Source organism: Xanthomonas sp. D-99, from assembly GCF_017746145.1.
Classification (GTDB): domain Bacteria; phylum Pseudomonadota; class Gammaproteobacteria; order Xanthomonadales; family Xanthomonadaceae; genus Xanthomonas; species Xanthomonas cissicola.
The window spans coordinates 1-11,645 of sequence record NZ_JAGHWU010000006.1 but is presented as its reverse complement, the minus strand read 5'-3'; the positions used below and the strand labels follow the sequence as shown (position 1 = coordinate 11,645).

The following is an 11,645-nucleotide window of genomic DNA, read 5'->3' as shown; positions in this document are numbered from 1 at the left end:
AGTGATAGGCCGCCAGGGCGCACAGGAGCGTCAATAGCGCGACTTCGCATAATGTATATTATGTCAAGGCGCTTGCGGCGCTGGTGGCGTTCGTTTGCTGCTGCGGTCACGCCGCGGCGGCGACGATGGCCAGCCAAATGGAGATTGGCGCATGCGTGATCGACAACTGACCGGCCCCTGGGCCGGTTTTTCGTTCGTACGGGGCGAGCTGGTGACCCCGGAGGGAAAAGCATTCACGGCAACGCAACTGACCTGGCTAGCGCTGACATCGAGCCTGGCGCGGGAATGGTCAGCCATGATGGACGAAGCCAAGCTGAAGGTGTGCAAGCCTCAATACAGACGCCTGTACGTGCCCACGCCACCCCAACGGTCAACGGCGGCCAACGTGATCTACCTGCGGGACGTGATCCAACGCAGGCATGAAAAGCGGTCTTAAGTGGTGGATGGCGCGGGGTCCGCCGATAGATCGACGGTAGTGCGTAGGACGCGTGGGCCTGGGGCTCCACGGCGCGGGTGAGGCGTTATCCGTAGGGGCAATGCCCCTACACCCCTGCTAACGCTGCTGATCACATTTGAAGGGTTGTAACAGGCGTGTAGGACTCCGACTGATAACCGGGGGATTCGGGGAAGGTGCCCTGCGATCTTGCATCCTTGGAAACCACTGCACCAGGCACATGACCCTGCTGAGATTGTTGCTGTGAAACTGGTGGTTGAGGCTGGGCAGCATCCTGGGCACGCGGTGCTTTATAAGGGTTATAACTGGGGCCATCACGGGCAATGGTTCGGCACTGAACACCGGTCAGCCGATATCGTGTGCCCTGCTCCGTAAGACACGTGCAGCCGCCTGGGCGCTGCCGACCATCCGCACCCACACCCGACTCACTAGACATACAGAACAACTCGGGTTCCACCTTGACCTTTCGGTCATCGTAGGCGCGAGCGGACCACGGCTGCGACGGGACACGCGGCTGAAACTCCTTCATGTACTCCATAGGATCATCCGGCAGGGCGCGCTGCGGCCCGCCCGCGCCCAAGGGCGCCAGGGCCTGTGCCGCAGCTTCTGCGCCCTCTTCCGTGGGTGACGTTTTCGGCTTGAATACGAACGCCCACAACAGCCAAAAAACGAGGATGGCAACGACCAGCATCGACAGCGCACCCCAGACCTTTTTAGGGACGCGGAACTTGTGGCTGTCGGTGTGCAAGCTGGAGGACTTGTAGCGCTCATACAGGCCTTTAGGGAATGCCCAAATTTCTTCCTCAGCTTTCTCGCGCTGGCGTTCGTCGTAGGGATCTGGCTGCACCCTACTCCACGTCAGCATGCCGGCGCGCTGCAAGCCCATTGCACGATTCATATGGATGTGTGTGCCGATCAGCGGGCGCACCTGATGATGGATCTTGCTCGGCCACTGAGTGACGAAGACAAGATCCACACCGCGATGGCGATGCGTGGACATGGCACGGATGCGCGGATCTTCGGATTCGCCCGGCTTGCCTGTTGACGGGAACAACAAGCCGTAGCGCTCCAGGCCCGGCGTTTTGCCATCGGAGTGAGCCTCGTCATACATGACAAAACTGCCATCCGGAAGCTGCGTCCAGTCATTGTGATCTGGCAAGCGCTCAACCCAGGGAAACGCGTTGGGGTTCTCTTCCTTGGTGGCGCCAGCGATGTTGGTGAAGAAGCGGCGCGGTTGCTGCTTGCCCTCCTTCACCGCATCCTGATTGCGCTGGTAGAACTCTTCCATCAAGGCCATGGCGCGGAGGCTTTTCCCGTTGCCGGGCTGGCCGGAAATCAAATACATCATTACTTGGTCATCCTCTTCAAGCCGATCTTTCCAGCCTCAATAGCAACGCGCGTAAGAATCGCGGAACCGACGATGGACATGCCAACGCCCATGCCGGACAAAAGCATGATATTGGCGACAGCAGACGTTATGCCGCTGAAGCTCGTAGCAGCCTGATTCAAGGCCGAAAGGATGACAGGCGTAAGTGCGGCCATCGTAAACAAACCGACGCCAGCACCTGTTGCAACACGGGCCACTGCGCTACCAAACAATTGAACCAATAGACGGGCTACCCAAGGCATTACTTACGCACTCCGGCAATGATCAGAACAGAGGTAACAGCGCTCAGCGTGACCACCACGGCATAGAGCAGACCTGCAAAATCACACAGCGGCTGAAACGAAAAATCAACGTTACCGGAATATCCGGCGATGGTGACCGTTCTAGAAATCGGCGCTGGACACGTACCGCCGCCCAAGCCACTAGACCAGTCTTTTTGCTCAACAACGTCATCCACCCACGGAACGCCAGGCGATTCAAGATCGGTGCCGTTCCCTGTAACAGCATCCTTGATAGCCTTGAGGTTGGCACTGTCCCCTACGCCGAAGCCATTGCCATCCGTGTCAAGATTGCCTTGAAGTGCGTTGCTACAAGCCGTCTTGCGCAATAAAGCAATCTGAGCGCACTGCGCGGAATCGCCCGTGCAGCTGTAGGCAGCACCGCAATTTTCGGGCGAGCCGGTAACGCTTGATGAAGTACAGCGGAGCTTCCAAATCTGCCAGTTGGTATTGCACGCAATGGCATCACCTGAGCAGCTAGGCGGCGAATTGCAGTCCCCTCCCCCGCCGGCTTTGTTGTCTTTTTCATCACCGTCTTTCTTATCGTCGCCATTGGTGGGATCGTCCGGGGCGGTATCAGCGTTGTCACCGATACCATCGCCATCGGTGTCTTGAGATTCGTTGGGATCATTGGGAAAGGCATCCTGATCGTCAGGCACGCCATCACCGTCGCTATCCATAACAGGATCAGGGTTTTCAGGGCCAGGCGTGCAGGTTGATCCTGTTGGAGAAAAAGCACGATCAGTGGGGCTGTATGCATAGGCACATCCCTCAAAACACCGAGTACCAAGGGGCTCGACCATCCAGCCTGTTTGGTTGGGCTTGTAAGGGCACGTGTTTAGCTCTTCGTCATATGCGAAGTCACCACAGGTCTCAATGCCTACAGGGCCCTGATAATACGTGGCGCGCTCGTATTGGCATTGATAGTACTTGCCGCCGTTGGGCTGCTGTTTGGCGACGCAATAGCCGGCCTTCGTAACGAGGTTTGTGTCTTTGGGCTGATGGACCGAGGCAGAGTCCATGCAAAGCGCGTAGGCCTCGCCCGCAGATACGGACGCTGCGCGCGCAGATCCAATGCCGAGAGCAGCAAGCAGTACACCGACGACTAGGAAGGCAAGCCGGCGGATGACAGCTGACGCAAAAACACGGGCAATCCATCGAAGCATTTCAATCACCAAATAGGATGTTGAGGGCCATCAGGCCAACAACGAGTACGAACCAACCGGTCATAGATCACCCCTAAAAAAAGGGGCCGGAGAATCCGGCCCCGACTTGCGAAGATCAACCGAAGATGGTCGCCTTCATCCACTTCCAGCCCACCGCAGCGGCAGCCGGCAACAGCTTTGCCGCGCCGATGAGGGAAATGCCAGCGGTGATGGCAGCCAGCGCGGTAACAGCGGAACCTACGTCAAAATCCATGATGCTCTCCAGTTAGAAACGAACGGTTAGGCCTAGCTTTTTCCAGCCCCATGCGCACACGAACACAAGCGCGACATAGGACAGGAGTTCCAGAGCTTCGGCCGGTTTAAGCTCTGGAAAATCGGAACGCGGAACGAAGACCGCCTGCGAGCACGTGCCGTCGTTCTGGTTGAAAGACACGCACTCGTAGACGTACCGAGTCATGGCTTAAGCAGCCGCACGAGCGGGCTTAGCAGCGCGCAGCACGTGAAACTTGCTGTAGTTGATGGCACCCTTGTTGACGGTCACCATGGCTTCCAAATCAAGCTCGTATTCACCAGGCTGATAAGCGGCTTGCCCCTTCTCCAGACGGACGTCCAACGGGTACGCGAAGCCGCCAGCCTCGAGTTTGGCTTTCTGCTTACGGGTGGTGTATTCCCGGTCCTTGCCCTCGTCGTCTTTGAACGTGCCGCCACGCTCATCGACTTCAGCACTCAACACGGTGACTTTGATTCCGCTCATGATGTTACCCCTTGTAAGGTTTGATTGACGCCCGAGATTTCGGGCCATTGATTGGCTACGTCTGCTGTTGCCCACGCCGGTAGCCGATGCGACGTGCAGGTGCTGATAACGGCATGCAACGCGTCAGGCGTTGGGCAGTGCCGCACGATGAAATTAAGGGTTGCGCCATACTGGCGTTTGATGTGGCGGCGTGCGCTCTTCCACGTCGCATCGACAGCAGCCTTGGTGATGTCCATGCGTAGCGCCACGCAGTTGAGGAAGTTCAGCACCGGATAGGCACCGAGGAGATAGCCAGCCGGGTCGCGCAAGATGTCTAGCGACAGATCCTTGCGGTTGGACGCCTTGAATTGGGCCTCGTAGCGCACCCACGGCGATTCCTTGTCACCCTGCTCCCTGCCCTTCTCGTACACACGCAGCTGCTTTTCTGACTTCTTGGTGCCGACATACAGCGTCTTACCATCACCGCTGTCGTAGTCATCAATCAGCTGCGCCTTCGGACGCTGACCACGGTTGTCAAACTCACCATCGGAATACCAGGTCTGCGCGAGCTTCAACGGATACTTTCCCAGCAGATCGTCTGCCGCAGTATCCACACGGGTTAACCGTCCAGCGCAGCTTTCGAGCTTCGCTCGAAGCTCCAGCCACCGCTTCGCATGGCCGCAGCGCGCTGCGCTCACCATTGCACAACCAGCACCAGTCAACTCGATACGCGCCGTATAGGTGCCATCCTTGCGACGACACTCTTCGCCGCCGAACTCGATGATGCCCACGTGCTTGCCTTCGCGATCCAGCACGCGCACACGCCAGGTGTAGAAGGTGCCGGGGCCTACCTGCTTGTCCAGTTCCATGCCGAGGCCGGCGAAGAAGAACGTGAACAGGTTGATCGCAATGACCATGGCGTTTTCGGCGCATGCGTCCGACCACTGGCGGACCTCTTCGGCGTCGTCGCGGTCGAGGTAGCCGACTTGGCGCAGAACAGCGAACAAATCTACAGAGGCAGACAACCAATCGATGATCACCGTCAGGGTGCCATCACTGTTCCTGAATTCACTGACTCCCCTGTTAGACGAGGGGAGTCCCGACACCGCGACCTCGCCGACCATCAGCGACCACCCTTGAACAACCGGACCAACCACCACGGCGCGGTCACAAAGACAGCGACCGCAAAGCAGTAGACAGCGAGCAAGAAGATGGCAATCACGTGGTCAAGCCAGGTGAACTGCGACCAGTCGAGGTTATGCACAACGCACCTCCCGCTTCGCGTTGGCGACCAGGGCGGCAGCGCGGTAATCGGAATCGAGGGCTTGGAACACGCGCAGACGCGCGTAGCGGACATAGCCCAGGCCTGCGCGCAGAAACAGGCACACGACCAGCACGACCAAGATGGCGAAATTAATCTGATGCGTCACGATATTGCCCCTGTACCCCTACCCTTGACGCGTGCCCCTGGGGGGTACCAGGGGGCGCGACCATCAGGTGAATACCTGATGGCATGCGCATTAGACTCATCAGGCATTCACCTGTCAAGGAATTACCTGATGAACGGCATCCAAGCCCTGCTTGACAAAGCCAAGTTGCAAGCGGGCGGAATTTCAGACGCTGAACTTGCGCGACGAATCGACGTAACGCCACAGACACTCAGCCAATGGAGGCGTGGCGACGTGCCAATGCCGGATACGCGGATTCCACAGATCGCGCACATAGCGAACGACGCGCCTGAGTATTGGCTCGTGTACCTACAAGGGGAAAAGGCGAAAACGCCAAAGTTGCGAGCGCATTGGCTAAACGTATTCAAAGCGCTTGAGATGGTGACCACTCAAGGTAAAACCGTGCCGGCGATAGCCCTACTTGTACTTGCAGGAAATCTAATACCAAATCCGGCAAAAGCCATTGAAATCAATAGCTTGCACGTGCCGACCGCGCATAGTCTGTATATTATGTCAAAAACTGTTAGTACTTCTCTTGATTTCACTTGCCGCTGCACCGCGCCGCCCGCCTCAGCCAGCGATCGTGAATACCGAGCCCGAGTCCACGCGCACGCCGGCGCCGTTGATGAAGCTGGCGCGCTCCGAGCACAGGAATGCGACGACGGAGGCCACTTCCTCTGGCCGGCCGCGCCGCTTCAGCACCATGCCGGGGCGTTCTTCATCCAGGAACGAGGCAATGGCTTCTTCGACACTGGTTCCGTTCTCGTGTGCGCGTTTTTGCATCATCTTGTCGGTCATCGGTGTTGCGATGAACGCGGGCGACACCGTGTTGACCAACACATTGTCGGCGCCATAGGCCTTTGACAGTCCCTTGGCCAGGCTCAGGATGCCGGCCTTGGACGCGCAGTAGGCCAACTCATCCACGTACGGTTGCACTGCATCTTCGGACGCGAACAACACAATCCGCCCCCACTGCTTGCGACGCATGGCAGGAATGGCCTGGCGGCACATGCGCACCGCGCCCATCAGGTTGATGTCCAGCGTTTCGAGCCAGCCGGCATCGCTGACCTCCAGGAAATCGCCGGTGGCGCCGGTAACGCCCGCGGCGTTGATATAGATATCCGGGTCGCCCAATTGCGCGCGCACCTGGGCCCAGATGTGGATGACGTCCTGTTGCTGCGTCACATCGCCTTCGATGGCGACGATCTCCCCCAGGCCGGACAACTCGGCCACTGCCTGGTCGAGCGTGCCATTGGGAAGATCGGTGATCGCCACGCGCACGCCGGCTTCGAGCAGCTGGCGCGCCGTCTCCTTGCCCATGCCGGAGTCGCCGCCACTGATGAGGGCGATCCGCTGTTTGATTCCGAGATCCATGTCGAGCTCCTGGTCGTTGAGTACGTGGTGGCGCAGGTACTGCTAGCGCGCAAGGAAACGTTCTGCGGTGCGCAGCGCGAGTGCCATCTGGGTCAGTGCCGGATTGGCTGCCAGTGCGCTGGGAAACACCGAGTTGTCGCAGATGTAGAGGTTCGGCACGTCGAAGGCGCGGCCATCTGGATCGACCAAGGCCTGTGCAGGATCGGTCCCCATGCGACAGGTACCGAGCGTATGCGCCGAGCGCGCAGCCGCGAAGATGTTGCGGGCGCCTGCGGCTTGCCAGACCGATTGAAGCAATGCGCGCGCATGGGCGTCGATGGCCTGCTCGTTCGGGCCGTAACTGAAGTCGATGCGTGCCTTGCGCTGCCCGAAGGCGTCCCGTTCGTCGGACAAGGTCAGGCGATTGGCGTCCTGCGGCAGGCATTCGCCATTGATGCCGATACCGGCCAGACGGTTGTAGCGCAGCAGCGTTGCGACCAGGTCCCTGCCCCACAGGCCGGCACCGCGCGCCAGCGTGTTCGCCAGCGTGACCGGCTGTACACCCAGGCTCTGTACCAGATAGCCGCCGATGAAGCTGGCATCCGCCGGGCGCACCATGTCTTCGGTAATAAGCGAAGATGGATACCCGCGATTCATGCGCATGTCCGCATCGAACTCACCCCATACCTGGGTCGCCACGTGCGCCATGAAATTGCGGCCGACCTGCCCGCTGGAGTTGGCCAGCCCCAGGTTGAGCAACAAGCGCGGTGTCTCCACACCACCTGCGCACAGGAAGACGGTGCTGCAGCGCTGGCGATACTCCTGCCCATGCTGGCGATAGATCACCGCAGTCACCGCACCGTGGCCGTCGCGCTCAAGATCGACTACCCGGCTGTCGGGACGCAATTGCGCGCCATGCGCCCTGGCCAGCGGGAGCCAGGTGGTGTCCACGCTCGCCTTGGCGGCGTTACTGCAGCCCTGGTGACAGGCACCACAGTTGTTGCACGCAGCACGTTGGCCCCAATGCGGCTGCTGATGTGGCCTGGTGACCAAGGCGGCGGGCGCGTCGGTCGTCCGAATGCCCAGGGCGCCGCAACCGCGCTCCATCGCCGTAGCCGACGCATTGCGTTGTGGTGGCCGATACGCATAGCTGCGATCGGGGTCCCACGGGTAATGCACGGGACCGGAGACCCCGATGAAGGTCTCCACACGACGGATGTAAGAAATCAACTCTTGGTGCGGGATCGGCCAATCGGCGCCCTGCCCGGTCTGGGTCAGAAGGCTGAGATCGCGCTTGTCCGGCCGCGGGCAGAAAGCGCCCCAATGCAACGTCGAACCACCAAGTCCGGAGCCCGAGTTGTTCGGCCCGAACGCAGTGGGCGTTTGCCCACCGCTCAGGCGCTCGTCCATCCAATAGATGCCGGTGGTCAACTCATCGGGAATATGCGAATCCGGCGTAAATGCCGCGCCGGCTTCCAGCACGACGACCGAGACGCCGGCTTGCGCAAGCCGCGCTGCAAGCGGGCCGCCCCCTGCTCCGCTGCCGACCACCACCACGTCGACGCTGTCCTGGCGACCAGCGTCGGTCATTGAGCAGTCTCGGGCGCACGCAATTGCCAGTGCTCATCCCGGCCTGCTGCCGTCTCTAGGTAGCCCACAGGGCCATTGCCCGTGTCGTTGCCGACGGCAAAACCGTCGTAGCCCAGCGCGGCCATGGTGGCGGGAAGGCTGGTCCAGGTGCGCACCACGTCCGCGCGTACATCCTCGAACCAATGCGCAAGTTGCCCAGCATCCAGGCCGTGCGCAGAGGTATTGCCCACCACCGCGCACGCGATCTCCTGCAGCCAACGGTCCTGGCCCTCTGCTGACTGTTCGGCAAAGCCGTCGGCCAGTGAATCGAGTGCATCCAGGCCAAGCGCAATCGCCAGGCGATCGTCTGGCAAGTCTGCGTACCGCCAGCCATCTCCCGCGCCTTCTGCGAGCTGCAGGTCGATACGCCGCGCAATCTGCGCCGCATCGCCCGCGCCATCCAGCACGCGTGCAGCCACGGCCGCGAGCACGTTCATCTGCCGCGGGTTCAACACGCCCTTGCCCGAGGCCGGGGGGCCCGCGTGTCGGGCGAGCAAGGTCTTGCGCATGCGCGGCGCGACGCGCTCGGAGTTCAGCAGGGCCATGAAGTCCTCAGGCAGGCAGTTCTCAACGCAGCGGTGCACGTGCGCTGCGACCAACTGCGCCAGTTCCCGCGGCTGCTCATTGGGAATCAGATGCGCGGCATTGGCGACGATGGCGAGCTGCGCATGCGCGTAGTGCGGCGCATTCAAGCGCCGCTGCGCAGCCTCGCCCAGATCGCCATCCTGGCCACCTGCGACAATCACTGCCGGCACGCCGATGCACCCGGCCTGCGCGGTGCAGTCTTCTCGACTACCGCGGGTGAGCCATGCCATCCATGCACTGGGGGCGGTGCGCAGAACGTCGTTTATCGCGGCGTCCCTGCTTTCATCAGGCAGCGGAGTGGCGCAGTTGGCATCCACGAATTGCGCAGCCTCCATGCGCGTAGGCTGCCCGGTTTCGAACCAGGCAAGCATGGTGCGGCGTCGCGATTCCTGCATCGGTTCGGGTGCCGGGGGCGACGCGGCAACAAGCACCACGCCCGCCAAACCGGCAAGGCCCGCCACGCCGTCGCGCGCCCGTGCCGCCGCCAAGGTGGCGATCTTCCCGCCCATGCTATGCCCTACTGCAAACCAGCATGCCGGTTGCCGCTTGATGACTTCAGCGCTAAACCAGTCAACAAGCGCATTCGTGTTGCAGTGGTCCAGCGCAGGCGCATCGCCGAATCCAGGGATGTCCAGGGCAATACAGTCGAAGCGGCTACCTAACTGCGCGATGACATGGCTCCACTCATGCCGGCTGGCGCCGAGGGCATGCAGGAAGAACAACGTTGGCTTGGCCATGTCGCACCTTGTGTGTCGGTTCGGCATGGTGGCGCACGCTTCGTCCACGCCCCGTGCAGATGAGGTCGACAGCCGGTTAGCAGTTGTCAGGCATTAGCTGGCCAGATGCAGGGGTTCAACTGCGGCGATGGACAAGGCGCGGATGCGCTTCAACTCGCGGTCTCGCAAGACCGTCGCCCTGCAGTCATTGAAGCGAAGAACCCTTTTGGCGGAAGGGCATCTGCTGAGCGAAAAAGACAGTTCCAGGCGTTGCGCGACCGTCTACGCAGGCACACAGGTCGAAGCTTCCAGCTGTTTCAAGAAATCCGAGAAACCGCCAATTGCCCGTGCCTGCCTGCGGGCACTGGTCCACACCACCGAGCGTGGCGACCAGGCGATCGAGGCGTTGATCGCCTGCAGCGCGTGCACCAGCGCAACGTCTTCGCTGCAGGTCACGGCAGGGAACCCACCGCATTGTTGATAGAGCGCGGTGCTCACACCGAGGTTGGCGCCGTGAATGCGACCATGACCTTGTCCGGTTGCCTGGGTCTGTTCGAACCTGCAACGCACTTCATCGGAATAGTCCAGCCAATCCTCCACCTGCACCACACCGCAGAACACGTCCGCGTCGGCCCTGCGCTGCTCCACCAGCCAGTCGGCGGGGACGCGCGAATCAGCGTCGGTCACGGCCAGCCAATCGGCGCCCAGTGCAATGGCCTTGGAGGCTGCTGCGGCCCGCGCAATGCCGACGCCGCCAGGTACGGGTACGTCGATCACGCGCGCGCCCAACGCCTGTGCCAGTGCTGCTGTTGCATCCGTGCAACGGTCCACTGCGACGATCACCTCCACAGGCTCGCGCAGTTCGGGGTGCGACGCGGCAAGAAAGACCGATGCGAGGCAGGCGGCCATGCATTCGGCCTCGTTATGCGCCGGAATGATGACAGCGATCATCGCAAGCCTTCGTGCTGCGCCACCGACAATGGTTGCGCGCTCCACGCTTCCAGCAGGAAATCGCTATCTTCGTAGCGATAACTCAGCGGCAAGGTGAGCAGTCGCGCGATACCGGCATGGACCGCGATGCCATCTTGTTGTGCCTGTTGGAAAGGATGCTTCCAGTGGCAGGCCACCAATAGTCCCTCCGGCGTGAGCGCCTGCTGCAGACGCGCGATCAGCTCGTCGAGTTCGGACGCGGCGAGGTAGTAGCCGATCTCGCTCAGCACGATCAGCTCGAAGCTTCCCACCGGCCACTGCTGCGGATGGCAAGCCTGCACGATTTCGACATTGCTTCGCTCTCCCACGCGTTGCTTGGCATGTTGCACCGCAGCTGCCGACATATCGGTTGCCAGCAAGCGCTCGCAGCGTGAAGCGAGTCCACAGGTCGCTTCGCCGTTGGAACACCCCAGTTCCCATCCCCGGGCAAATCCCTGCCGAGGCAAGGTTGCCAGCAGGATGTCGCGTTTGCGCTTTTCGTACCAACGTGTCCCATAGCCGAACGGATCGTGCTGCTGGTAGATGCTGTCGAAATAATCGGCGTTGGCCTGGGCGTTCATGGGAGAAAGACCTCGAAGTCGCGCTGAAACCTGACCAGCGCCCAGTCGGGAAGGATGGGATTGCGCAGCGCAGGCGTGAGGTGACCGGTCTGGGTCTTGAACGCGGACATCGCCTGCATCTTTGCAGCATGAGCATCGGCAGACAGAACAAGACGCGTGGCCGATGCCAGCATCTGACTGTGGTCGGGGTCGTCCCAATGCCATGCCCATATCGGAAACTGGATCAACCGCGCTCCGCATTGTGCAACTGCGTTGCTCGCCGCATCAGCGCACGCTTCGTGGTCGGGGTGGCCATCGCGCGCATACGTCACCAGGACCACGTCGCGTTGTCAACAACAACTTCAAA

At 60.9% G+C, this 11,645-nt stretch carries 13 protein-coding genes and 1 pseudogene; 1 reads left to right on the top strand and 13 read right to left on the bottom strand.

All coding sequences use genetic code 11. The annotated features are described in order from the left end of the window. The first annotated feature begins 151 nt into the window (after positions 1–151). Complete coding sequence (locus tag J7360_RS03660) at positions 152–436, top strand: DUF3653 domain-containing protein (protein ID WP_343237336.1); 285 nt, start codon at positions 152–154, stop codon at positions 434–436. A 130-nt stretch (positions 437–566) separates the two neighbouring features. Here J7360_RS03660 and J7360_RS03655 read toward each other — a convergent pair whose 3' ends face one another. The 13 genes and pseudogenes from J7360_RS03655 to J7360_RS03595 form a co-directional block, all read right to left on the bottom strand. Beyond that, positions 567–1,799 carry a zonular occludens toxin domain-containing protein gene (locus tag J7360_RS03655; RefSeq protein ID WP_244667749.1) on the bottom strand — a complete coding sequence of 411 codons (1,233 nt, stop codon included), beginning with the start codon at positions 1,797–1,799 and terminating at the stop codon, positions 567–569. A gap of 2 nt (positions 1,800–1,801) precedes the next feature. Further along, positions 1,802–2,083 carry a DUF2523 family protein gene (locus J7360_RS03650; RefSeq protein WP_209033287.1) on the bottom strand — a complete coding sequence of 94 codons (282 nt, stop codon included), beginning with the start codon at positions 2,081–2,083 and terminating at the stop codon, positions 1,802–1,804. Beyond that, entirely contained in the window at positions 2,083–3,285 is a 1,203-nt protein-coding gene (locus J7360_RS03645) for a virulence factor TspB C-terminal domain-related protein (RefSeq protein ID WP_244667750.1), read from the bottom strand. The genes J7360_RS03650 and J7360_RS03645 overlap by 1 nt, the downstream gene beginning before the upstream one ends. A 115-nt stretch (positions 3,286–3,400) precedes the next feature. After that, the gene (locus J7360_RS03640; protein WP_209033283.1) at positions 3,401–3,538 is read right to left on the bottom strand and encodes a major capsid protein; all 138 of its coding nucleotides are present in this window, start codon (positions 3,536–3,538) and stop codon (positions 3,401–3,403) included. A gap of 207 nt (positions 3,539–3,745) precedes the next feature. Further along, positions 3,746–4,039 carry a single-stranded DNA-binding protein gene (locus tag J7360_RS03635; RefSeq protein ID WP_017165297.1) on the bottom strand — a complete coding sequence of 98 codons (294 nt, stop codon included), beginning with the start codon at positions 4,037–4,039 and terminating at the stop codon, positions 3,746–3,748. Next, positions 4,036–5,142, bottom strand: coding sequence for a replication initiation factor domain-containing protein (locus J7360_RS03630; RefSeq protein WP_209033281.1), 1,107 nt, complete (start codon positions 5,140–5,142; stop codon positions 4,036–4,038). Before J7360_RS03630 ends, J7360_RS03635 begins: the two co-directional genes overlap by 4 nt. Positions 5,143–5,274: 132 nt before the next feature. Continuing rightward, positions 5,275–5,448 carry a hypothetical protein gene (locus tag J7360_RS03625; RefSeq protein ID WP_160300291.1) on the bottom strand — a complete coding sequence of 58 codons (174 nt, stop codon included), beginning with the start codon at positions 5,446–5,448 and terminating at the stop codon, positions 5,275–5,277. 588 nt (positions 5,449–6,036) lie between these two features. Next, positions 6,037–6,840, bottom strand: coding sequence for an SDR family oxidoreductase (locus tag J7360_RS03620; protein WP_057661934.1), 804 nt, complete (start codon positions 6,838–6,840; stop codon positions 6,037–6,039). Positions 6,841–6,882: 42 nt separating this feature from the next. Continuing rightward, positions 6,883–8,409: a GMC family oxidoreductase gene (locus J7360_RS03615; protein ID WP_209033279.1), complete on the bottom strand. Its 1,527-nt coding sequence runs from the start codon at positions 8,407–8,409 to the stop codon at positions 6,883–6,885. Next, the gene (locus J7360_RS03610) at positions 8,406–9,770 is read right to left on the bottom strand and encodes an alpha/beta hydrolase (RefSeq protein WP_057661937.1); all 1,365 of its coding nucleotides are present in this window, start codon (positions 9,768–9,770) and stop codon (positions 8,406–8,408) included. The genes J7360_RS03615 and J7360_RS03610 overlap by 4 nt, the downstream gene beginning before the upstream one ends. 261 nt (positions 9,771–10,031) lie before the next feature. Beyond that, positions 10,032–10,700: a glycosyltransferase gene (locus J7360_RS03605; RefSeq protein WP_022559197.1), complete on the bottom strand. Its 669-nt coding sequence runs from the start codon at positions 10,698–10,700 to the stop codon at positions 10,032–10,034. Then, a complete protein-coding gene (locus J7360_RS03600; protein WP_057661940.1) occupies positions 10,697–11,299 on the bottom strand; it encodes a class I SAM-dependent methyltransferase in 603 nt (200 codons plus the stop codon). The genes J7360_RS03605 and J7360_RS03600 overlap by 4 nt, the downstream gene beginning before the upstream one ends. Next, positions 11,296–11,625 (bottom strand): annotated as a pseudogene (locus J7360_RS03595) (PIG-L family deacetylase); the annotation flags it as partial. The pseudogene J7360_RS03595 and the gene J7360_RS03600, both read right to left, overlap by 4 nt. Positions 11,626–11,645: the final 20 nt, after the last annotated feature.

Bases quoted from the DNA above. Each gene is read 5' to 3' on its own strand.
- J7360_RS03650 (WP_209033287.1), bottom strand. From the start codon at position 2,083: ATGCCTTGGGTAGCCCGTCTATTGGTTCAATTGTTTGGTAGCGCAGTG.
- J7360_RS03640 (WP_209033283.1), bottom strand. From the start codon at position 3,538: ATGGATTTTGACGTAGGTTCCGCTGTTACCGCGCTGGCTGCCATCACC.
- J7360_RS03635 (WP_017165297.1), bottom strand. From the start codon at position 4,039: ATGAGCGGAATCAAAGTCACCGTGTTGAGTGCTGAAGTCGATGAGCGT.
- J7360_RS03605 (WP_022559197.1), bottom strand. From the start codon at position 10,700: ATGATCGCTGTCATCATTCCGGCGCATAACGAGGCCGAATGCATGGCC.
- J7360_RS03610 (WP_057661937.1), bottom strand. From the start codon at position 9,770: ATGGCCAAGCCAACGTTGTTCTTCCTGCATGCCCTCGGCGCCAGCCGG.
- J7360_RS03600 (WP_057661940.1), bottom strand. From the start codon at position 11,299: ATGAACGCCCAGGCCAACGCCGATTATTTCGACAGCATCTACCAGCAG.
- J7360_RS03660 (WP_343237336.1), top strand. From the start codon at position 152: ATGCGTGATCGACAACTGACCGGCCCCTGGGCCGGTTTTTCGTTCGTA.
- J7360_RS03630 (WP_209033281.1), bottom strand. From the start codon at position 5,142: ATGGTCGGCGAGGTCGCGGTGTCGGGACTCCCCTCGTCTAACAGGGGA.
- J7360_RS03615 (WP_209033279.1), bottom strand. From the start codon at position 8,409: ATGACCGACGCTGGTCGCCAGGACAGCGTCGACGTGGTGGTGGTCGGC.
- J7360_RS03645 (WP_244667750.1), bottom strand. From the start codon at position 3,285: ATGCTTCGATGGATTGCCCGTGTTTTTGCGTCAGCTGTCATCCGCCGG.
- J7360_RS03655 (WP_244667749.1), bottom strand. From the start codon at position 1,799: ATGTATTTGATTTCCGGCCAGCCCGGCAACGGGAAAAGCCTCCGCGCC.
- J7360_RS03620 (WP_057661934.1), bottom strand. From the start codon at position 6,840: ATGGATCTCGGAATCAAACAGCGGATCGCCCTCATCAGTGGCGGCGAC.